This window comes from Ramlibacter pallidus (genome assembly GCF_015070875.1).
Lineage (GTDB): Bacteria > Pseudomonadota > Gammaproteobacteria > Burkholderiales > Burkholderiaceae_C > Ramlibacter > Ramlibacter pallidus.
Window position 1 is genome coordinate 712722 of sequence record NZ_JADDIV010000001.1, and the last position, 19760, is coordinate 732481.

Here is a 19760-nt window from a genome sequence, read left to right on the forward strand (position 1 = left end):
CGCCGTGCTGATCGATTTCTTCTACACCCTGCGCAGCGCCAAGCTGCCGGTCTCGGTCAAGGAATACCTCGTCCTGCTCGAAGCGCTGAAGGAAGGCGTCGTCGGCCCGGAGAGCGACGGCGCGTACAGCCTGGACGACTTCTATTACCTCGCCCGCACGGCGCTGGTGAAGGACGAGAAGCACTACGACAAGTTCGACCGCGCCTTCGCGGCGTACTTCAAGGGCGTGGAGCTGCTGGCCGACTTCACCAAGGACGTCCCGCTGGAGTGGCTGCGCAAGAACCTGGAACTCGAGCTCTCGCCGGAGGAGAAGGCGAAGATCGAGAAGATGGGCTGGGACGAGCTGATGGAGACGCTGAAGAAGCGCTTCGAGGAGCAGAAGGAACGCCACGAGGGCGGCAGCAAGATGATCGGCACCGGCGGCACCTCGCCCTTCGGCGCCTACGGCTTCAATCCCCAGGGCATCCGCATCGGCCAGGACAAGTCGCGCAACAAGAGCGCGGTGAAGGTGTGGGACCAGCGCGCCTACAAGGACTACGACGACAGCCAGGAACTCGGCACGCGCAACATCAAGATCGCGCTGCGCCGGCTGCGCAAGTTCGCGCGCGAGGGCGCGGAAGAGGAACTGGACCTCGACGACACCATCAAGTCGACGGCCGCCAACGCCGGCTGGCTGGACATCAAGATGGTGCCGGAACGGCACAACAACGTGAAGGTGCTGCTGCTGATGGACGTGGGCGGCACGATGGACGAGCACATCCACCGCGTCGAGGAAATGTTCTCCGCGGCCAAGGCGGAGTTCAAGCACCTGGAGTTCTACTACTTCCACAACTGCGTCTACGACTTCATGTGGAAGAACAACCGGCGGCGCTTCAGCGAGAAGTTCCCAACCTGGGACATCATCCGCAAGTACAACAAGGACTACAAGCTGATCTTCGTGGGCGACGCGACGATGAGCCCGTACGAGATCCTGCAGCCGGGCGGCAGCGTCGAATACAACAACGAGGAAGCCGGCGCCGAGTGGATCCAGCGCCTGACCAACGCCTTCCCGAAGTTCGTCTGGATCAACCCCGAGCCCCAGGGCGTCTGGCAGTACCGCCAGAGCATCTCGGTGATCCAGCAGCTGATGAACCAGCGGATGTACCCGCTGACGATCAAGGGCCTCGAAGAGGCGATGCGGCTGTTGGTGAAGTAGTCAGCGGCGCAGCGTGTCCACCGCCTCGCGCAGGTCGTGCGCCCAGCGCCTGCGGTCGCGGCCTTCCGCATGCTGCGGCGTCCCGAAACGCACGTGCGCCACGAACGGCCGCCCCGCCAGGGTGCGCCACAACGATCCCACCAGCGTGTCGTCGCCCAGGTACAGCGGCCCTTCGCTGTCGCGCCCCGTGCGGCGGTCCGCATAGCGGATCCCGACGGGTTGCGCCGGCGCATCGGCCGAGATGGCCGCCTGGATCAGGTTGCCGTGGAAGGGCAGCAGCTCGCGCCCGTCCGCGGTCGTCCCCTCGGGGAACACGGCGACGATCTCGCCCTCGGCGAGGCTCTGCGCCATGTGGTGCACGACGCGCATCGCGTCGCGGCGCTTCTCCCGCTCGATGTAGAGCGTGCCGCCGCCGGTCGCCAGCGTGCCGATCAGGGGCCAGTGACGCACGTCCGCCTTCGACACGAAGCGGCAATGGCGCGCCGCGTGCATCACCAGGATGTCCAGCCACGACAGGTGGTTGGCGACCAGCAGCATCGGGCCGTGCGCCGGGGCGTGGCCCTGCACGTGCAGCGGGATGCCGAGGATGCGCAGCATGCGCTGCGACCAGGCCTGCACCGTCGCTTCGCGCCGCTGCGGGCTCCAGCGCGGGAACAGCAGCCGGATGGTGAGCCACCCTGCGAGGACGTGCACCAGCGTGCGCAGCAGTCGCCAGGCGGCGCGCAGGTGCCTCACACCGCGCCGGCCCGGGCCCAGTTCTCGTAGGCGACCGTGCCGCCGACGATGGTGCAACGCACGCGCCCGGGGAGTTCGTGCCCCGCGAAGGGCGTGTTGCGGCCCTGGCTGCGCAGCCCTTCGGGCGTGACCGTCCAGGACTCCCGCAGGTCGAAGATGCAGACGTCGGCGACGCCGCCGTCCACCAGCTGGCCCGCGCTCGCCTGCAGCGTGCCCAGCGACGCACCCAGCACGCGGGCGGGCTCGTGCGTCAGCACGGAAAGCGCGCGCACCAGGCCCACGCCCTCTTCCTGCCCCCACTTCAGCGCCAGCCCCAGCAGCAGTTCCAGCCCGGTGGCGCCGGGTTCCGCTTCGGCGAAAGGCAGTGTCTTGGCGTCCTCGTCCACCGGCGTGTGGTCGGAGACGAGCGCGTCGATGGTGCCGTCGGCCAGCGCCTCGCGCAGGGCATCGCGATCGCGCTGCTGGCGCAGCGGCGGCGACAGGCGCATGCGGCTGTCGAAGTAGCCGATGTCCACGTCCGTGAGGTGCAGCGAGTTGATGCTGACGTCGCAGGTGACCGGCAGGCCTTCGGCCTTGGCGGCACGCACCAGCGCCACGCCGGCCGCGCTGCTGATGCGGCACAGGTGCACCCGCGCGCCGGTCACGCGCACCAGCTCCAGGATCACCTGCAGGGCGATCGTCTCGGCGGCCACGGGAATGCCGGAGAGGCCCAGGCGCGTCGCCAGCGGGCCGCTCGCGGCGACGCCCTTGCCCAGGTGGTATTCCTGCGGGCGCAGCCACACGGTGTAGCCGTAGGTGCTGGCGTATTGCAGCGCACGCTGCAGCACCTGCGTGTTCTGCAGCGGCACCTCGGCCTGGCTGAAGCCCACGCAGCCCGACTCGGTGAGTTCGGCCATCTCCGTCAGCACTTCACCGGCCAGCCCGCGCGTGAGCGCGCCCAGCGGGAAGACGCGCGCCTGGTGCAGCTTCTCGGCGCGGAACTTCAGCATGTCCACCAGGCCGGGCTCGTCGAGCACCGGGTCGGTGTCGGGCGGGCAGACCACGCTGGTCACGCCGCCGGCCACCGCGGCGGCCATCTCGGACTCCAGCATGCCTTCGTGTTCGTGGCCCGGCTCGCGCAGGCGCACGGCCAGGTCGACCAGGCCCGGCGCGACGATGCAGCCGCCCGCGTCGAGGGTACGGTTGGGGGCGAAGCCGGCCGGGACCGTGCCGACGCCGATCACGCGGCCGGCTGCGATGGCGACGTCGGCGATCTCGTCGAAGTTGCGCGCGGGGTCGACCACGCGGCCGTTGCGGACCAGGATCTTCATGCGCCCACCCCCGTGTGGCCGGCGACGATGCCCATCACCGCCATCCGCACCGCGATGCCGAAGGTCACCTGCGGCAGGATCACGCTCTGCTTGCCGTCGACCACCGCGGAGTCGATCTCCACGCCGCGGTTGATCGGCCCCGGGTGCATCACGATGCAGTCCGGCTTGGCCAGCGTCAGGCGCTCCGGCGTGAGGCCGTAGCGCTTGAAGAACTCCTGCGACGAGGGCAGCAGCGCGCCGCTCATGCGCTCGTTCTGCAGCCGCAGCATGATGATGACGTCGCAGCCCCGGATGCCCTCTTCCAGCGAGTGGAAGACGCGCACGCCCATGTCCTTCATGTCGCCCGGCACCAGCGTCTTGGGCCCGACCACGCGGACCTCGGCGCAGCCCAGCGTGGTGAGCGCATGGATGTCCGAGCGGGCCACGCGCGAGTGCAGCACGTCGCCCACGATCGCCACCGTGAGGTTGCTGAAGTCCTTCTTGTAGTGGCGGATGGTGTACATGTCCAGCAACCCCTGGGTGGGGTGGGCATGGCGGCCGTCGCCGGCGTTCACCACGTGCACGTGCGGCGCGACGTGCTTGGCGATCAGGTAGGGTGCACCCGATTCGCTGTGCCGCACCACGAAGATGTCGGCGGCCATCGCGGACAGGTTGGCGATGGTGTCCAGCAGCGACTCGCCCTTGCTCGCCGACGAGCGCGCGATGTCGAGGTTGATCACGTCGGCCGACAGCCGCGTGGCGGCGATCTCGAAGGTGGTGCGGGTGCGCGTGCTGTTCTCGAAGAACAGGTTGAACACGCTCTTGCCGCGCAGCAGCGGCACCTTCTTCACCTCGCGGTCGCTGACGCTCACGAAGTTGGACGCGGTGTCGAGGATGTGCGTCAGGATGTCCTTCGGCAGGCCCTCGATGGAGAGCAGGTGGACCAGCTCGCCGTTCTTGTTCAGTTGCGGGTTGCGTTTGTAGAGCATGTTCGGGTCAGTGGCGCTCCACCTTGAAACTGAAGCGGCCTGCGGGGTCGCGCGCGAGTTCCAGCGACTGGTCGTCCGGCAGCGACACGCGCGCGGCGGCGTAATCCGCCTGCACCGGCAGTTCGCGGCCGCCGCGGTCCACCAGCACCGCCAGTTGCACCGCCGCCGGCCGGCCGTAGTCAAAGAGTTCGTTGAGCACGGCGCGGATGGTGCGCCCGGTGTACAGCACGTCGTCCAGGATCAGGATGTGCGCGCCGTTCACGTCGAAGTCCAGCTTCGTCTGCGCGCTGGCGGCCAGGCCGCGGCTGGCGTAGTCGTCGCGGTGCATCGCCGAGGAGATCACGCCCGGTTCGCCCTGCAGCCCCAGGTCCTGGTGCAGGCGCTCGGCCAGCCAGGCGCCGCCGGAGGTCACGCCCACCAGCCGGGTGCCGGGGCGCTGCAACTGCTGCACGCCCCGCGCAAGCTCGCGGTACAGGGCCTCGGCGTCGAGGGTCAGCGCTCCGGGGGCGGATGTCAAGGAAGGCTCCTTAAGAACTGTTCGAGGATGACGCAGGCCGCGCCGGCGTCGGCGTCGCGCGCGCCGGAGGCCAGCGCCTCGGTGGTGCTGTAGCGCTCGTCCACCTCGTACACCGGCTTGCCGCAGCGGGCACGCAGCTGCCGCGCGAACTTGCGCGCGCGGGCCGTATTGTCGTGGCTGGCGCCGTCGGGGTGGAAGGGGACGCCGACGACCAGCGCGTCGGGCTGCCATTCGCGCACCCGCTTTTCCGCTTCGGCCAGCCGGGCGTCGCTCGCCTCGGCCCGGATGGTCGACTGCCCCATGGCGCTGCGCAGCATCCGGTTGCCCACCGCCACGCCGGTGCGCTTGGCGCCGAAATCGAATGCGAGGAAGGTCTGGAACTGCGGGGGGACGTCGGGCGGCGCGGCGCTCACGCGTGCCCCGCGCCCGGCGACAGCATCCAGGACTGCAGGCCCAGCAGGCCGAGGGCCTTCTCGTAGCGTTCCTCGATCGGGGTGTCGAAGATGACCTTCGGGTCGGCGTCGACCGTGAGCCAGCTGTTTTCGGCCAGCTCGGACTCCAGCTGACCCTCGCCCCAGGCCGAATAACCCAGGGTGACCAGCACCTTGCGCGGGCCGGCGCCGGTGGCGATGGCCTCCAGGACGTCCTTGGACGTGGTCATCTCCAGCCCGCCGGGAATGGTCATCGTCGAGGCATAGACGGATTCGCTGGCGTCGCCGCCTTCGGCGTGGACCGCCTCGTGCAGGACGAAGCCGCGTTCGGTCTGCACCGGGCCGCCCTGCAGCACCGGGGTGCGGGCCAGTTCCTCGCGCCCGAGCGGCAGGTCGACCTTCTCCATCAGGTTGCGCAGGTTGATGTCGGTCGGCTTGTTGATCACCAGGCCCAGCGCGCCGCGCGGGCTGTGTTCGCACAGGTACACCACGGAGCGCGCGAACGACGCGTCCTGCAGCCCGGGCATGGCGATCAGGAAGTGGTGCGTCAGGTTCATCGAGTCGGGCTGGTCCGCCATGGGTTAGATTTTAAGTGGATGGAGAACACCTATGCATCGGCACTGATGTGGTTCCGCCGCGACCTGCGGGTGCAGGACAACGCGGCGCTCTACCACGCCCTGAAATCCGCGGGGCGGGTGCACTGCGCCTTCGTCTTCGACACGGCCATCCTCCAGGGGCTGCCGCGCCAGGACCGGCGGGTGGAGTTCATCCGGGATTCGGTGGCCGAACTCGACGCGGCGCTGCGGGCGCTCGGCGGCGGCTGCATCGCCGTCCATGGGGATGCGGCCGACGAGCTGCCCCGGCTGGCGGCGCGGCTGGGCGTCCAGGCGGTGTTCGCCAACCACGACCATGAGCCCGCTGCCTTGCAGCGGGATGCGCTGGTGCGCGAGCGGCTGGCGGCGGCGGGCATCGCGCTGCACACCTCCAAGGACCAGGTCATCTTCGAGCGCGACGAGGTCCTGACGCAGGCCGGCAAGGCTTATTCGGTGTTCACGCCCTACAGCCGCGCGTGGCTGGCGAAACTGGACGGCTTCTACCTGAAGCCCTACCCGGTGGAGCGCTACGCCGGGCACCTGGCGCCGGCGACCGGCGCGGTGCCGGACCTGGAGGCCCTCGGCTTCACCCGCACCAACCTGCGGGACATCGGCATCGTGCCGGGCGCGCGGGCGGCGGAAGCCCTGCTGCAGGACTTCCGCGGCCGCATGGCGCGCTATGGCGAGCTGCGCGACCTGCCGGCGGCAAAGGGGCCGAGCTACCTGAGCGTGCACCTGCGCTTCGGCACGGTCTCGATCCGCCGGCTCGCCGCGCTGGCCCATGCCGACGCGAGCGACGGCGCGGCCACCTGGCTGAAGGAACTCGCCTGGCGCGACTTCTACTTCCAGGTCCTCGCGAACTTCCCGCGGGTGGGCCGCGGCGAAAGCTTCAAGCCCGAGTACGACCGGATCGCCTGGGAGGAAGGGCCGGAAGCGGACGCGCAGTTCGCCGCGTGGTGCGACGGCCGCACCGGCTACCCGCTGGTGGATGCGGCCATGCTGCAATTGAACCGCACCGGCTACATGCACAACCGCCTGCGGATGGTGACGGCCAGCTTCCTGTGCAAGGACCTGGGGATCGACTGGCGGCGCGGCGAGCGCTACTTCGCCCGTCAGTTGAACGACTACGAGCTGGCCTCCAACAATGGCGGCTGGCAATGGGCGAGTTCTTCCGGCTGCGACGCCCAGCCCTACTTCCGCATCTTCAACCCGGTGAGCCAGGGCGAGCGCTTCGACCCGGAAGGGCGCTTCGTCGCGCGCTACCTGCCGCAACTGGCCAAGCTGCCGCGCGCGGTGCTGCACGCTCCCTGGACCGCGAAACCCGCCGACCTGGCGGCCGCGGGCCTGGTGCTGGGACGCGACTACCCGCTGCCGATCGTGGACCACGCGCAGGCGCGCGAGGCGACGCTGCGGCGCTATGCCGTGGTGAAGGGCGCGCCATAATGGCGCCCTCGCCGCCGTAGTTCAATGGATAGAACGAGCGCCTCCTAAGCGCTAGATGCAGGTTCGATTCCTGCCGGGGGCGCCAGCCGGCGCGCAGCGGGCCGGCCCCCCGCTTCATCCGCGGCCCCCAGTGCGGCATGGAGCGCCGACCGCCAGGCCTCCCAGGCCGCAGGATCGTGCAGCGCGTCACCCGGAATGTGCCCTTGGAGCGCAAGCCATGCTGCCGCTTCCAGCGCATAGGCGGAGGCGAGGGAGGGGATGGAGGGCGCAGGCACGGTCGGACATTAGCGGCCGGCGCGAAGCTCGTCCGTGCGGCAACGCACATGGGAGGCGGGCTTTCGCCTCATGACCGTGGGGACAACTCCGTGGGCTGGCGTACCGACGCGAAGTCGCGGGGCGGGCATCCTGCCGGATTGGACCGTTCCCACAACCAACTGATCGCCGGCCTCGGCGCGAGGGCCGGCAAGCGCCTGGTCGCCGCCGGGGAAAGCACGCCGCTCGGCCTGGCGGCCGTCCTGGCCGAGGCGGGTGCACCGGTGCGCCACGTCTACTTTCCCATGCAGGGGTTCATCTCGCTGGTGGCGGTCGCCAGTGAGGGCCCGGCCGTCGAAGTGGGGATGATCGGTGCCGAAGGCATGTTCGGCGCTTCGCTTGCCCTGGGCGTTCCCACGCACCCGGTGCGGGCGATCGTGCAGGGATCGGGCCACGCATGGCGCATCCCGGCGCCCGCGTTCCGGCGGGAGATGGCGTGCAATCCGGGCTTGCACCGGGCCGTCTGCCGCTACCTCTACGTGCTGCTGGTCCAGCAGGCGCGTTCCGCCGTCTGCCTGCGCTTCCACCCGATCGCACAACGGTTGGCAAGGTGGCTGCTCATGACCGGCGACAGGGCCGGTTCCGCGCGATTCCACCTCACGCAGGAGTTCCTGGCGTACATGATCGGCGTGCGCCGCGAAGGCATCACGCTGGCGGCCGGAGCCCTGCAAAGGCAGGGGCTGATCGCCTACCGCCGCGGCGAGGTGCACATCCTCGACCGCGCCGGCCTGGAGGCCGCCGCGTGCAGCTGCTATGCCGCCGACCGGGCGACCCACGCCGATGTCCTCGGTTGACCGGCGCGCAAGCGCGCGCAAGGCCGCTCAGGTGGCCAGCGTCACCGGCAGCAGGCGGTCATATTCCTTTTTCACCACGGCGTAGCACTCGCAAGTCCGACGCTCGAGACCGGGTCGGTCCAGCACGGCGATGTTGCCTCGCGCATAGCGGATCAGGCCGGCGGCCTGCAGCTTGAGCGCAGCCTCCGTCACGCCTTCCCTCCGGACGCCCAGCATGTTCGCGATCAATTCCTGCGTCATGCGCAGCTCGCTGCCCGGCAGGCGGTCGAGGCTGAGGAGCAGCCAGCGGCAAAGCTGCTGGTCGAGCGAATGGTGGCGGTTGCACACGGCCGTCTGCGCCATCTGCGTGATGAGGGCCTGCGTGTAGCGCAGCAGGAGATGGAGCACCGGGCCGGCCCGGTTGAATTCGGCCTTCATCGCCTGCGCCTCGAGACGGAAGCCCCGCCCCGCGCTCTGGACCACTGCCCGGCTCGGCGTTGTCTCGCCACCCATGAACAGCGAGACGCCCACCAGGCCCTCGTTGCCCACCACGGCGATCTCGGCCGAGGCGCCGTTCTCCATCACGTACAGGAGGGAGACGATGGCATCGACCGGGAAGTAAACGTGGGCGAGCGGGACGCCGGATTCGTACAGCACGCGGCCGAGCGGCAGGTCGACCTCCTCGAGCAGCGGGGACCAGCGCTCCCATTCCGCCGACGGCAGCGAGGCCAGCAGGCGGTTCCGCCGCGGATCGAGCAAGGCGGCCATGTTGTCCCGAAGTGAGCTGCCCCAGTATAGGCGGCGCACGCTGCCTCTGTGTGCCATCGCACAGAGCGCCGCCCGGCGGGAGGAGCGGTCGGAACGTCCGCGTTGCATGCCCTCGGTGCGCTACCGCACGGACTGCAGGCGTCGGTTCGCGCATGCTCGTAGCCCTCATGCACCAGTTCCTGATCCACAACCGGAACGAACTGATCGCGCGCTGCAAGCACAAGGTGGCGCAACGTCCGCGGCGTTCCGCCACGGCCGAACAACTGGAGCACGGCATCCCCCTTTTCCTGGACCAGCTGACCCGGACGCTGGGCGCGGAGGAGGAAGGGCTCGCGGCCGAAAGCACCCGGATCTCCGGTGCCTCGGGCGGCGACCCGCGCGCTCTCGGAGATCGGCGTCAGTGCAGCGGCCCACGGCAAGGAGCTGCTGGAGCTGGGCTTCACCGTGGACCAGGTCGTCCATGACTACGGCGACCTGTGCCAGGCGATCACCGATCTCGCCTTCGAACGCGACGCGGTCTTTCCGACCGCGGAGTTCCGCACGCTCAACCGGTGCCTGGACAACGCCATTGCCGACGCGGTCACCGAATTCAGCCGGCTGCGCGAGCTCGGCGTCATCATGGACCAGCACGCGGCGGCCAACGAACGCCTGGGGTTCCTCGTCCACGAGCTGCGCAACGCGCTCGGCACCGCCACCCTCGCCGTCGGCGCGCTGGAGCTGAGCGGCATGCCCATCACCGGCGCAACCGGCGCGTTGCTCAAGCGCAGCTTGCTCTCGCTGCAGGGGCTCATCGAGCGTTCCCTGGAGGATGTCCGCAGGAGCGCGGTCGTGGAACAACCCGTCTTCGATGTCGCCGGCTTCATCGAGGACGCCCGCGGCGAAGCGCAGCTTGCGGCCGGCGTGCACTGCCAGCTGGACGTCCCGGCGGTCGATCCCTCCCTCGGCATCCGCGGCGACCGGGAACTCCTCCTCGCCGCCCTCGGCAACCTGATGCAGAACGCCTTGAAGTTCACGCAGGCAGGGACAACGGTCAGGCTGCATGCCTACGCATCACCCCGGCACATCCAAATCGACGTTGCCGACCACTGCGGCGGACTGGCGCGCGGGAGCGCGGAAGAGATGTTCATGCCCTTCAGGCAGCGCAGCAGCGAAAATCAGGACTCGGCCTGGGCCTGACGATCGCGCGGCAGAGCGTCGAAGCGGCTTCCGGCACATTGAGCGTGCGGAATGTGCCCGGTGTCGGCTGCGTGTTCTCGATGCGCTTGCCACGTCACGTCCTCCCGCCACCGGAGAACATCCCGTGCTAGGGCCCCGGCGGCCCTGCGGCGCCAGCCCGCTCAGATTCCCAATTCGAGGGCCCGCACGGCCACGAAGGTGCACACGGACGCAAGGAAAAGCAGCCACGGCCCGGGTGTCGCATCCAGGCGCGGGAAGAACAGCAGGACGGTGATCCGCCGCGACAGCTCGCTGTCGCGGCCCTCGCGGGGAGTGTCCATCCGGCCGCCGGTGTAGGCGGTTTGGCGGGGCGCGAAGAGTCGCTGCATGGCTGAGGCTGGATGCTGGAGGTTGTCTCCAAGGTACGCAAGGGCCGGCCCGGTGGATGTAGGCTGCCGGCGACAGGCTGCGTCTCCAGGCGGACAGACGGTCGTAGTCGTGGAACCGGTCAACGAAAGTGTGCGAGAAAGTGCGCCAGGTCGGCCAGCTCGGCATCTTTCATCCCGAGCAGCACGGCGGACATCATCGTGTCGCGGCCGGGCTCCGGCCGGTCGCGGAATTGCTTCAGCGACTGCATCAGGAAAGGCTCCGGCTGGCCGGCCAGGCGCGGGATCTGCTGCCGCCCGGCGTAGTCGGCGTTGTGGCAACTGGCGCAGAGCGCCTTCGCGGCGAGCGCCTGTCCGCGCTGGAAGGCGTCCTGCCGCGCCTGGCCCTTCTCGGCCGGCTGCGCCTTCTGCGCCGAGAAGTAGCCGGCCATCTGCACGATCTCCTCGTCCTTCACGCCGTCGAGCACGCCCTTCATCTCCGGCACGACGCGCATGCCGTCGCGGATCAGCACCAGCTGGTTCTCCAGGAAGATGCGCGGCTGCCCGGCCAGCGACGGCGTGGTCGGCACCTGCGAATTGCCCTGCGGTCCATGGCAGGCCATGCACAGCTGGATGCGCGGGCTCGGCGCTTCCGGGGCGGCTTGCGGGTGGGCGAGACCCGCGCAGAGGGAAAGGATGGCCGCGCCCGCGGCAGCCCGCCAGGGCCGCCGTCCTGCATCACCCGCCATACGAGATCCGGTAGATCGCACCCATCTGCTCGTCCGACAGCAGCAGCGAACCGTCCGGCATCTGCAGCATGTAGACCGGCCGGCCCCAGAAGCTGTCGGTGGCGGTGTCGAGGAAGCCCGTGACGAAGGGCGTGACCTGCGGATTGCGGCCATTGGCGTCGGTGCGCACGGCGACCACGTCGTAGCCGAACTTCTTGGTGCGGTTCCACGAACCCTTGCGGGCCACCAGCAGCACGTTGCGGTACTCGGCCGGGAACATGGTGCCGGTGTAGAAGTGCACGCCCATCGCCGCCGCATGCGGGCCCATGGTCGCCACCGGCAGCGTCACGCCGCCGCACGGGCGGTCGCGCCGGATGTCGCGGTCGGCGACGCCGTTGGCATGGCAGTACGGGAAGCCGAAGTCCTCGCCGGCCCGCGTCATGCGATTGAGCTCGTCTTCCGGCGAATCGTCGCCCATCCAGTCGCGGCCATGGTCGGTGAACCACATCTCGCGCGTGACGGGGTGCCACGTGAAGCCCTGGGTGTTGCGCACGCCGCGCGCCACGACTTCCATGCCGGTGCCGTCGGCGTTGTAGCGGCGGATCTGCGCATACGCGTCGCCGGGCAGGCAGATGTTGCACGGTGCGCCGAACGGCACGTACAGCTTGCCGTCCGGCCCGAAGGCGATGTATTTCCAGTTGTGGTGCTGCTCCGGCGGCAGCGCGAAACGGGCCGTCAGGTCGGTCGGCTGCACGTTCGGGTTGGCGTCGATGCCCTCGTAGCGCAGCACCTTGTCGATGGAAGCGACGTAGAGCGAGCCATTGTGGTAGGTGACGGCGGGCTGCGTGAGGCGGTCCACCAGCACGCGGCTGGTGCGTTCGCGCCCGTTGTCGGTGATCTCGTAGACGCGGCCGATGCCGCGCGTGCCGGCATAGATGCGGCCATTGCCGGCGCGGGACATCGCGCGCACGCCGGGCATGCCGCTCGCCCACAGCTCGACGCGGAAACCGGGGGGCACGCGCAGGTTGCGCACGGGGATTTCGGTGGCAGGCACCGCGATGTTGCGCGCCGCATGCGGGGCCAGCGGCGACGCCGCCTGGTCGGGCGTGCGGCCCTGCTGCCAGGCGGGAACGTTGGCCGGCACGGGCATCGCGGCCGCGGAGACGGTGGGCTGCGGCGGCGTCTGCGCGCAACCGGCGACGACGAGGGCGAGCGCCGCGGAAGCAAGGCGGATCTTCATGTCTCTTCTCCTGTTCTGGGGGGACCGGCGCCGATGCTAAGTCGCTCAGGCACCGCGCGACAAAGGGGTTTCCCTGCGCAGGCGAAGGGCGCAAGCAACTTGCTGACGCGCCTCTCGGATTTCTCCTACAGACAGTGGTCCGGCTTGCGCGAAGCTGCTGCGACGCACCATTGCACCGCGTTACACGCGTGACCCGCACCTTGCAATGCGCGTCACGGCGATGTCATGGCACGGTCCTAGCATGGAGAACACCAGGCACCCGAAAGACGTCTGCAGCAACCCCCAAGGAAAGGCTCCCCATGACATCCGCCGACTTCCGGATCGAAAGCAGCCAACCCATGGCCGGTCGCTTCTGGCCGGGTGCGGGCGAACGCGCCTTTTCCGTCAGGGACCGCGCGCTTGCCGTGAGCCTGGCGGCGAAGAGCTTCCGCAGCGGCGGCGAAATCCGCGTGGTGCACGTGCCCACGGGCGAGGTCGTCTTCCGCAAGCCGCCCGAGCGCAGCCACGCCGGCGACGATCTCTGATCAGCCTGCCTGCGCCATCGGCGCCACGGGCGGCACCTGCGCGGGCTGCACCGCGGGAGCGCGCAACGTGCGACTGAGCAGGATCACCGGGACCAGCCCGACGAGCACCAGCGCGAGCGAGGGCAGCGCGGCTTCGCCCAGGCGCTCGTCGCGGGCGAGCTGGTAGGCCACCACGGCCAGCGTGTCGCTGTTGAAAGGCCGCAGCACCAGCGTGGCGGGCAGCTCCTTCATCACGTCGACGAAAACGAGCAGGCCGGCGGCGGCCGCGGAGCGCTTGAGCAGGGGCCAGTGCACGCGCGCCAGCAGCGCGGCGCCGCCGGTGCCCAGCATGCGCGCGGAGTCGTCGAGGCTGGCCGGGATGCGCGCATAGCCGCTCTGCACCGATTGGAGCGCCACGGAGACGAAGCGCACCAGGTAGGCCCACACGATCCCCAGGATGGTGGCCGTCATCCAGTAGCCGACGCCGCTGGCCGGCCAGGCCGCCTGCAGCCAGCCGACCGGCAGCAGCAGCCCGACCACGAGCACGGCGCCCGGCACGGCATAGCCGAGTCCCGCGAGCTGCACCACGCCGCGCGTGAGGCCGCCCGGCGCGCGGCGCAAGCGGTAGGCGAGCAGCACGGCGATGGCGACGGCGAGCGCGGCGCTGATGAACCCGAGCCGCAGGCTGTTGAAGCTCCATTCGACGAAACGGTCCCAGGGCAGCACCGACCAGTCCGCCGCCAGCGGACGCAGCATGAAGACCAGCGGCAGCACGAATCCCAGCAGCACGGGCGCCAGGCACACCCCCCAGGCCGCGGCACACGCGCCGCCGCGCAAGCGCGCCGGTTGCGCTTCGGTGCCGCCGCGCGCCCGTCCGCCGGCGAAACGCAGACGCTTCTGCGCCCGCGTTTCCAGCGCCAGCAGCACCGCGACGACGAACAGCAGCAGCGTGGCGAGCTGCGCCGCCGCGATGCGGTTGTCCATGGCCAGCCAGGCCTTGTAGATGCCGGTGCTGAAGGTCTGGATGCCGAAATAGCTGGCCACGCCGAAGTCCGCCAGCGTTTCCATCAGCGCCAGGGCGACGCCCGCCGTGATCGCGGGTCGGGCGAGCGGCAGCGCGACACGGCGGATGCGGCCCGCCAGGGGCGCGCCGAGCAGGCGGGCGGCTTCCATCAGCTGCGCCGCACGTTCGGCCAGCGCGGTCCGCACCAGCAGATAGACATAAGGGTAGAGGGAGACCACGAACACGAGCACGGCGCCGGGCAGGCTGCGGATCTCGGGGAAGACGCGGCCTTCCAGCCCCAAGGTGGCGCGGATCCAGGACTGGAAAGGGCCGCTGAACTGCAGGAAGTCCGTGTACGCATACGCGACGACATACGCCGGCATCGCCAGCGGCAGGAGCAAGGCCCATTCGAAAGTGCGGCGGCCCGGGAAGTCGAACAGGGTCACGGCGGCGGCCGCCGCCGTGCCGACCAGCGCGGCACCGATGCCCACCGAGATGCACAGCAGCAGGCTGGTGAGGGCGTAGTCCGGCAGCACGGTGGACGCCATTTCCCGCAGGATCTGGCCGCTGGCGGCGTTCCACGAGAACCACGAGCCCAGGATGGCGAGCACCGGCAGCACCAGCAGGCCGGCCACGAGCAGCAGGGGCAGGTCCTTCAGCCGGCGCAGCGGCATGGAAGGGGCGGGGTCGGGCTGGTCATGACATGGATCACGTGAATGAGAATTGTATGCATCTAGAATCCACCTCATGCACCTCGAGCTGCGCCAGCTCTCCGTCCACTACCCCGGCCGCCCCCGCGCCGCGGTGGACGACGTGTCGCTGGGCTTGGCCGCCGGCGAGATCGGCGTGCTGATCGGCCCGTCGGGCTGCGGCAAGACGACCTTGCTGCGCGCCGTGGCCGGGCTGGAGCCGGCGAGTGCCGGCGAGATCCTGGTGTCCGGGCAGGCGGTGGAAGGCCGCGGCGTGCACGTGCCGCCCGAGCGCCGCCAGATCGGCATGGTGTTCCAGGATTACGCCCTGTTCCCGCATCTGGACGTCGCCCGCAACGTGGCCTTCGGGCTGGAGCGCAGGCTGCCGGGCGCCGATCGCACCCGCCGCGTGGCGGAAGTGCTGGAGCTCGTGGGTCTGGCCGGCACCGAGAAGCGCATGCCGCACGAGCTGTCCGGCGGCCAGCAGCAGCGCGTGGCGCTGGCCCGCGCGCTGGCGCCGCGGCCGCAGCTGCTGCTGCTGGACGAGCCCTTCTCCAACCTCGACGTCGACCTGCGCGAGCGGCTCGCGCACGAGATCCGCGGCATCCTCAAGGCGGCGCAGGCCACGGCCCTGTTCGTCACGCACGACCAGCTGGAAGCGTTCGCGATCGGCGACGTGATCGGCGTGATGCACGAGGGCCACCTGCACCAGTGGGACGACGCATACACGCTGTACCACCGGCCGGCCACGCGCTTCGTCGCCGACTTCATCGGCCATGGGGTGTTCGCCCCGGCCACGCTGCGCCGCATCGGCAACAACGTCGTGGTGCACACCGCGCTGGGGGCGCTCACCGACGGCTCCGAATGCCCGCTGCCCAGCGCGTTCAGCTCGGCGCAGTGCGAAGTGCTGCTGCGCGCCGACGACATCATCCACGACGACGATGCGCCGGTGAAGGCGGAGATCCTGCGCAAGGCCTTCCGCGGCTCGGAGTTCCTCTACACGCTGCGCCTGAAGACCGGCGAAACGCTGCTGGCGCACGTGCCCAGCCACCACGACCACCGCATCGGCGAATGGATCGGCATCCGCGCGCAGGTCGACCACGTGGTCACCTTCCAGCGCGAAGGCGGCGCCGCGGCGGCGCCGATGGCGTCCTTCCCGGTCTGATCTCCCCACGCCGGGGAGGGTCGCGCTCGACGGTCGCCGCGTTCGCGGGATGTACTCCGGAAGGAGCCCGCCATGGACCAGACCGCCGCCTCGCCTGCCACCGCCCCCGCCGCCTTCAACCGCCTGCTGGCCGAAGGCCTCGCCGCCAGCCAGGCCGGCCGGCGCGAAGCCGCGCTCGACCTGTTCGCGCGGGCCGGCGCCGCCGATCCTTCGTCGGGCGTGCCGCACTTCCTGATCGCCTCGGAACATGCCGGTGCCGGCGACCTCCCGGCCGCCGAGCAGGCCTACGCGCAGGCCGTGCTGCTGGCCCCGCAGTTCAGCCTGGCGCGCTACCAGCTCGGGCTGCTGCAGTTCAGCACGCAGCGCGTGCCGTCGGCCCTGCGGACCTGGGAGCCCTTGCTGGCGCTCCCCGACGACGACGCCCTGCCGCATTTCGTTCGCGGCTTCGCCGCACTGGCGCAGGATGCCCTCGACGACGCGCTGCGGCACTTCCGCGCCGGGCTGTCGCTCGGAACGGACAGCGCGACGTTGCGCGGTGACGTGCTGCAGATGGTGGCGGCGGTGGAACGCTTGCAGGAACCGGGGCGCGAGGGCGCGCGCTAGGCGTCGGCGTCCCAGTCCGCCGGCTTGCCGGCCGGCGTCAGCGGCAGCGCCGGCCCCATGCGAATGGCCTTCGGGCGCTCCGGCGCGGCAAGCTCCCGCGCGACCCACTCGTGCAGCGACGGCAGGAGGCCGGCGTCCGCCCCGGGCTTCGGGACGACGAAGGCCTTCAGGCGCGTCCCTTCGTCGGGACGCATCAGGCGCACCGCCGCATCCTGCACCCGCGGATGGCGCAGCAGCACCTCGCGCACGCGCGAGGGGAAGACGTTGATCCCGCCGACCTGCACCGCGGCGTCGTGCCGTGCGCCGACCAGGAAGGCCCGGTCGCCGACCGGCACGATCGCGTCCTGCAGCGGGTGGCGCGCTTCGCTGCCGTCCGGCAAGGTGCGCACGGCTTCCCCGCCGTCGAAGCGCCAGTGGGGAAGCGGCACGTACGGCCGGCGCGCGGCGGACCGCGTGGCCAGGCCGCCGGTTTCCGTGGATCCGTAGACCTGGACGAGCCGCTGCAGCCCGTGCGCCACCAGCAGGTCGGCGAGGTCGTCCGGGCAAGGCGCGGTGGACGTGACCCCGACCACCCCGGGCGGCAGGCGCGGGACGGTCTGCGCCACGGCACGCCACCAGCCGGGATGCGCCACGACCAGGTCGCCGTCCTGCGCGCCGCGCGCGAGCCAGGCCGGCGAGCTGGCGCGCAGGTCGAACACGTCTTCGGCGCACAGGCCCAGGTCGTGCGGCAGCAGCACGGTGAACAGGAAGCCGTAGATGTGGTGGGAGGGCACGGCGCACAGCACGCGCCGCCGGCCGGGCAGCAGGGTGGCCAGGTGCGCGGTTTCCTGGAGCAGGGTCGCCAGCGCGTGCGGACACGCCTTCGGCGCGCCCGTGCTGCCGCTGGTGCGGAAGGACAGCCGCTCGCTGAAGCGCGCGAGGCCTTCCCCGGCGATCGCCACCCAGTCGTCGACCGTGCGGCGCGCCAGCAGGTAGTCCTCGATGCCCGACTCGTGCAGGTGCAGCGCCTCGGCCAGCGCGACCGCCATGTCCATCAGCTCCAGCGAATCGGCGCCGAGGTCGGCGTCCAGCCGGGCGTCGTCGTGCCACTGCGACGGCGGCGGCACCGGCGTGCCACGCCGCTGGCGCGCCATCTCGGCGGCGAGCAGGTCGACGACAAAGCGGCGCAGCACGCCGCGGGGCAGCCACCAGGCGCGCATCAGAGGCGCTTGACGAAGATCCAGTAGCTGTCGTCCGCGATCGCCTTCTTCATGTGGATCTTCACCTTGGTCGGCGCCATGTTGTGGTCGAAGGTGTACTCGAACATGGTGTTCAGGTTGCCCTCGCGCACGCCCTTGTCGAACACGCCCTTGAACGCCGGGGTGCTGGTGCAGGGCGCGACGTCGCGGAAGAAGTTGCGTCCGATCACGTCCTTGGCGACGCGGCCCGTGATGCCGGCTTCGGCGGCGTTGTACTGGAGGATCGTGCCGCGGCCGTCGAGCTGCACGGCGCCGAAAGCCAGCTGGTCCACCTCGCGGGCGGAAAGCTTCGCCAGCACGTTGTCGATGTCGTCCTTGCCGAAGCCGACGATGTTGAGGCCTGCCATGCTCGTCTCCGTGTGGTAGTACAAGCTGTGCAGTTTATACAAATCGCAACAATTTGTCAGGAGCGGGCTCTGAGCCCCGGCGTCAGAACCGCTCTTCCGGCCCCAGGTAGCGCCATTGGCCCAGGGGCAGGTTGCCCAACGTGACGCGCCCGATCCGCACGCGCTTGAGCCCCACCACCTTCAGCCCGACGAGTTCGCACATGCGGCGGATCTGGCGCTTCTTGCCCTCCGTCAGCACGAAGCGCAGCTGCTCGGGGTTCTGCCAGTCCACGCGCGCGGGCTTCAACGGCTGGCCGTCGAGCGCCAGGCCGTGGCGCAGGCGCGGGAGTTGCGCTGTCGGGAAGGCGGCCTGCACATTCGCCGTCACGGTTCCGAAGGCGACGCGCACCAGGTACTCCTTCTCCACGCCCGAGTCCTCCCCGATCAACTGGCGCGCGACGCGCCCGTCCTGCGTGAGGACCAGCAGCCCGGTGGAGTCGATGTCCAGCCGGCCCGCCGGCGCCAGCCCCTTCAGCTGCGCCGGCGCGAAGCGGTGCGGCGACCGGTCCTCCTTCCAGCGGTTGCGGCCCTGCACCAGCACCACCGCCGGCTCGTGGCCGTCTTCGGCCTGGCCGCTCACATAGCCGATCGGCTTGTGCAGGAGGATGGTGACCTGCTCGCGCTGCTGGCCGCGCGCCCTCGGGTCGATCTCGATGCGCGCGCCGGGCCCGACCTGCAGGCCCATGACCGCGACCGTTCCGTCCACGCGCACCCAGCCGCGCGCGATCCAGTCGTCGGCCTCGCGGCGGGAACACAGGCCGAGTTCGGCCATGCGCTTGTTCAGTCGGGTGGTGCCGGTGCCGGCGCTGGGTTCAGGCATGGGTGCGGTCGCGGAAGGAGGTGGAGCGCAGCGCCTGCAGGTCGAGCACCCGCACGCCGCCGTATTCGATGTGGATCATGCCCTGCTCCTGCAGGGACGCGAGCGCCTCGTTGACGCGCTGGCGCGAGAGGCCCACCAGGTAGGCCAGCTCCTGCTGCGTGATGCGCAGGACCTCGCCGACGCCGGGGAACAGCACCGGGTTGAACAGCGCCGCGAGGTTGCGCGCCACGCGCAGGTCCGGGTTGTTCATGCGGTCGATCTCGCGCGCGGCGATGAACTGCGCGAGCCGCTCGTTCAGCTGGTTCATCACGAAACGGTTGAAGCCGATCGAGTGGTCCAGCAGCCAGTGGAAGGTGTCGGCGGGCAGCCCGGCGACGACGCTGCGGCGCAGCGCCTGGATGTCGTAGCGGTAGGTCTCGCGCTTGAGCACGGTGCCCTCGCCGAACCAGCCGCCCGGCGGCAAGCCGCTGAAGGTGATGGTGCGGCCCTGCGCGTTGTCGGTGCTCATCTTGAGCAGGCCTTCGACGACGCCGAACCAGTAGGTGACGGGGCGGCCCACGCGGCAAAGGTAGTCGCCCGGCAAGGCGTCGCCGACCTTGATGCTCTCCACCGCCTTCGCGCGCTCGTGCGGCTGCAGCACGGCCAGCCACGGGATGCCGGCAAGCTCCGCCGGCGTCGCTTCGCGGCGGCGCTGGTGCAGGGTGGGTTCGTTCGGCATGGCAAGGAGTGATCGCGACAACGAAGGACCGCAGGGCAGCCCCTATGAGGATTATCCCTAGGAATGTCGTCGCAAAGACAGATTGGCGTCAAACGCGAGCCT

General features: G+C 70.3%; 21 protein-coding genes, 1 tRNA gene and 1 pseudogene. 8 read left to right on the top strand and 15 right to left on the bottom strand.

Translation table 11 applies throughout. The features are described from left to right. The first annotated feature begins 4 nt into the window (after positions 1 to 4). Positions 5 to 1195 carry a vWA domain-containing protein gene (locus IM787_RS03650; protein WP_193675264.1) on the top strand — a complete coding sequence of 397 codons (1191 nt, stop codon included), beginning with the start codon at positions 5 to 7 and terminating at the stop codon, positions 1193 to 1195. Here IM787_RS03650 and IM787_RS03655 read toward each other — a convergent pair whose 3' ends face one another. Genes IM787_RS03655 through IM787_RS03680 form a run of 6 tightly spaced genes read right to left on the bottom strand, consistent with a single transcriptional unit; the run spans position 1196 to position 5734 of the window. Further along, a complete protein-coding gene (locus tag IM787_RS03655; protein WP_193675265.1) occupies positions 1196 to 1930 on the bottom strand; it encodes a lysophospholipid acyltransferase family protein in 735 nt (244 codons plus the stop codon). Then, positions 1927 to 3240: a dihydroorotase gene (locus tag IM787_RS03660; protein ID WP_193675266.1), complete on the bottom strand. Its 1314-nt coding sequence runs from the start codon at positions 3238 to 3240 to the stop codon at positions 1927 to 1929. The genes IM787_RS03655 and IM787_RS03660 overlap by 4 nt, the downstream gene beginning before the upstream one ends. Continuing rightward, on the bottom strand, positions 3237 to 4208 hold the full coding sequence (locus IM787_RS03665) for an aspartate carbamoyltransferase catalytic subunit (RefSeq protein WP_193675267.1): 972 nt from the start codon (positions 4206 to 4208) through the stop codon (positions 3237 to 3239). Before IM787_RS03665 ends, IM787_RS03660 begins: the two co-directional genes overlap by 4 nt. A gap of 7 nt (positions 4209 to 4215) precedes the next feature. Continuing rightward, positions 4216 to 4725: a bifunctional pyr operon transcriptional regulator/uracil phosphoribosyltransferase PyrR gene (gene pyrR / locus IM787_RS03670; RefSeq protein WP_227494050.1), complete on the bottom strand. Its 510-nt coding sequence runs from the start codon at positions 4723 to 4725 to the stop codon at positions 4216 to 4218. Next, entirely contained in the window at positions 4722 to 5168 is a 447-nt protein-coding gene (gene ruvX, locus IM787_RS03675) for a Holliday junction resolvase RuvX (RefSeq protein ID WP_227494111.1), read from the bottom strand. Before ruvX ends, pyrR begins: the two co-directional genes overlap by 4 nt. Further along, positions 5135 to 5734 (bottom strand): YqgE/AlgH family protein, encoded by a 600-nt coding sequence (locus IM787_RS03680; protein WP_193675269.1) that lies wholly within the window; start codon positions 5732 to 5734, stop codon positions 5135 to 5137. Before IM787_RS03680 ends, ruvX begins: the two co-directional genes overlap by 34 nt. An 18-nt stretch (positions 5735 to 5752) precedes the next feature. Here IM787_RS03680 and IM787_RS03685 point away from each other — a divergent pair, with 18 nt between their 5' ends. The 3 genes from IM787_RS03685 (at position 5753) to IM787_RS03695 (ending at position 8298) form a co-directional block, all read left to right on the top strand. Next, positions 5753 to 7192, top strand: a complete 1440-nt coding sequence (locus IM787_RS03685) for a cryptochrome/photolyase family protein (protein ID WP_193675270.1) — start codon at positions 5753 to 5755, stop codon at positions 7190 to 7192. A 10-nt stretch (positions 7193 to 7202) separates the two neighbouring features. Next, positions 7203 to 7277 (top strand) — tRNA-Arg (locus tag IM787_RS03690). Positions 7278 to 7605: 328 nt separating this feature from the next. Next, complete coding sequence (locus IM787_RS03695) at positions 7606 to 8298, top strand: Crp/Fnr family transcriptional regulator (protein WP_227494051.1); 693 nt, start codon at positions 7606 to 7608, stop codon at positions 8296 to 8298. Between the two features lie 27 nt (positions 8299 to 8325). On the opposite strand, the gene IM787_RS03700 is transcribed toward IM787_RS03695, so the two are convergent. Continuing rightward, entirely contained in the window at positions 8326 to 9045 is a 720-nt protein-coding gene (locus IM787_RS03700) for a Crp/Fnr family transcriptional regulator (protein WP_193675272.1), read from the bottom strand. A 990-nt stretch (positions 9046 to 10035) separates the two neighbouring features. On the opposite strand from IM787_RS03700, the pseudogene IM787_RS21740 reads away from it, so the two are divergent. Further along, positions 10036 to 10352, top strand: a pseudogene (locus IM787_RS21740) (sensor histidine kinase). 30 nt (positions 10353 to 10382) lie between these two features. Here IM787_RS21740 and IM787_RS03710 read toward each other — a convergent pair. The 3 genes from IM787_RS03710 to IM787_RS03720 form a co-directional block, all read right to left on the bottom strand. Beyond that, positions 10383 to 10589, bottom strand: a complete 207-nt coding sequence (locus tag IM787_RS03710; protein ID WP_193675273.1) for a hypothetical protein — start codon at positions 10587 to 10589, stop codon at positions 10383 to 10385. A gap of 119 nt (positions 10590 to 10708) precedes the next feature. Continuing rightward, on the bottom strand, positions 10709 to 11188 hold the full coding sequence (locus IM787_RS03715; RefSeq protein ID WP_193675274.1) for a c-type cytochrome: 480 nt from the start codon (positions 11186 to 11188) through the stop codon (positions 10709 to 10711). Positions 11189 to 11303: 115 nt separating this feature from the next. After that, positions 11304 to 12533 (bottom strand): PQQ-dependent sugar dehydrogenase, encoded by a 1230-nt coding sequence (locus IM787_RS03720; RefSeq protein ID WP_193675275.1) that lies wholly within the window; start codon positions 12531 to 12533, stop codon positions 11304 to 11306. A 299-nt stretch (positions 12534 to 12832) separates the two neighbouring features. Here IM787_RS03720 and IM787_RS03725 point away from each other — a divergent pair, with 299 nt between their 5' ends. Beyond that, a complete protein-coding gene (locus tag IM787_RS03725) occupies positions 12833 to 13057 on the top strand; it encodes a hypothetical protein (protein ID WP_193675276.1) in 225 nt (74 codons plus the stop codon). Here the strand turns inward: IM787_RS03725 and IM787_RS03730 are convergent, their stop codons facing one another. Then, positions 13058 to 14713: an ABC transporter permease gene (locus IM787_RS03730; protein ID WP_193675277.1), complete on the bottom strand. Its 1656-nt coding sequence runs from the start codon at positions 14711 to 14713 to the stop codon at positions 13058 to 13060. Between the two features lie 73 nt (positions 14714 to 14786). Between IM787_RS03730 and IM787_RS03735 the strand changes: the two genes are divergently transcribed. Both IM787_RS03735 and IM787_RS03740 read left to right on the top strand, forming a co-directional pair. Continuing rightward, positions 14787 to 15893, top strand: a complete 1107-nt coding sequence (locus IM787_RS03735; RefSeq protein WP_193675278.1) for an ABC transporter ATP-binding protein — start codon at positions 14787 to 14789, stop codon at positions 15891 to 15893. A gap of 72 nt (positions 15894 to 15965) precedes the next feature. Then, entirely contained in the window at positions 15966 to 16496 is a 531-nt protein-coding gene (locus IM787_RS03740; RefSeq protein ID WP_193675279.1) for a tetratricopeptide repeat protein, read from the top strand. On the opposite strand, the gene IM787_RS03745 is transcribed toward IM787_RS03740, so the two are convergent. The 4 genes from IM787_RS03745 to IM787_RS03760 form a co-directional block, all read right to left on the bottom strand. Further along, a complete protein-coding gene (locus IM787_RS03745; protein ID WP_193675280.1) occupies positions 16493 to 17695 on the bottom strand; it encodes an AMP-binding enzyme in 1203 nt (400 codons plus the stop codon). The two genes, IM787_RS03740 and IM787_RS03745, sit on opposite strands and share 4 nt — an antisense overlap. After that, entirely contained in the window at positions 17695 to 18081 is a 387-nt protein-coding gene (pyp, locus tag IM787_RS03750; RefSeq protein ID WP_193675281.1) for a photoactive yellow protein, read from the bottom strand. Before pyp ends, IM787_RS03745 begins: the two co-directional genes overlap by 1 nt. Positions 18082 to 18163: 82 nt before the next feature. Next, on the bottom strand, positions 18164 to 18940 hold the full coding sequence (locus IM787_RS03755) for a pseudouridine synthase (RefSeq protein WP_193675282.1): 777 nt from the start codon (positions 18938 to 18940) through the stop codon (positions 18164 to 18166). Continuing rightward, complete coding sequence (locus IM787_RS03760; protein ID WP_193675283.1) at positions 18933 to 19658, bottom strand: Crp/Fnr family transcriptional regulator; 726 nt, start codon at positions 19656 to 19658, stop codon at positions 18933 to 18935. The genes IM787_RS03755 and IM787_RS03760 overlap by 8 nt, the downstream gene beginning before the upstream one ends. Positions 19659 to 19760: the final 102 nt, after the last annotated feature.

Coding starts and splice junctions, on each gene's coding strand:
- IM787_RS03755 (WP_193675282.1), bottom strand. CDS start 18,940: ATGCCTGAACCCAGCGCCGGCACCGGCACCACCCGACTGAACAAGCGC.
- IM787_RS03685 (WP_193675270.1), top strand. CDS start 5,753: ATGGAGAACACCTATGCATCGGCACTGATGTGGTTCCGCCGCGACCTG.
- IM787_RS03740 (WP_193675279.1), top strand. CDS start 15,966: ATGGACCAGACCGCCGCCTCGCCTGCCACCGCCCCCGCCGCCTTCAAC.
- IM787_RS03700 (WP_193675272.1), bottom strand. CDS start 9,045: ATGGCCGCCTTGCTCGATCCGCGGCGGAACCGCCTGCTGGCCTCGCTG.
- IM787_RS03660 (WP_193675266.1), bottom strand. CDS start 3,240: ATGAAGATCCTGGTCCGCAACGGCCGCGTGGTCGACCCCGCGCGCAAC.
- IM787_RS03680 (WP_193675269.1), bottom strand. CDS start 5,734: ATGGCGGACCAGCCCGACTCGATGAACCTGACGCACCACTTCCTGATC.
- IM787_RS03715 (WP_193675274.1), bottom strand. CDS start 11,188: ATGGCCTGCCATGGACCGCAGGGCAATTCGCAGGTGCCGACCACGCCG.
- pyp (WP_193675281.1), bottom strand. CDS start 18,081: ATGGCAGGCCTCAACATCGTCGGCTTCGGCAAGGACGACATCGACAAC.
- IM787_RS03665 (WP_193675267.1), bottom strand. CDS start 4,208: ATGCTCTACAAACGCAACCCGCAACTGAACAAGAACGGCGAGCTGGTC.
- IM787_RS03720 (WP_193675275.1), bottom strand. CDS start 12,533: ATGAAGATCCGCCTTGCTTCCGCGGCGCTCGCCCTCGTCGTCGCCGGT.
- IM787_RS03710 (WP_193675273.1), bottom strand. CDS start 10,589: ATGCAGCGACTCTTCGCGCCCCGCCAAACCGCCTACACCGGCGGCCGG.
- IM787_RS03745 (WP_193675280.1), bottom strand. CDS start 17,695: ATGCGCGCCTGGTGGCTGCCCCGCGGCGTGCTGCGCCGCTTTGTCGTC.
- IM787_RS03730 (WP_193675277.1), bottom strand. CDS start 14,713: ATGCCGCTGCGCCGGCTGAAGGACCTGCCCCTGCTGCTCGTGGCCGGC.
- IM787_RS03735 (WP_193675278.1), top strand. CDS start 14,787: ATGCACCTCGAGCTGCGCCAGCTCTCCGTCCACTACCCCGGCCGCCCC.
- IM787_RS03725 (WP_193675276.1), top strand. CDS start 12,833: ATGACATCCGCCGACTTCCGGATCGAAAGCAGCCAACCCATGGCCGGT.
- IM787_RS03760 (WP_193675283.1), bottom strand. CDS start 19,658: ATGCCGAACGAACCCACCCTGCACCAGCGCCGCCGCGAAGCGACGCCG.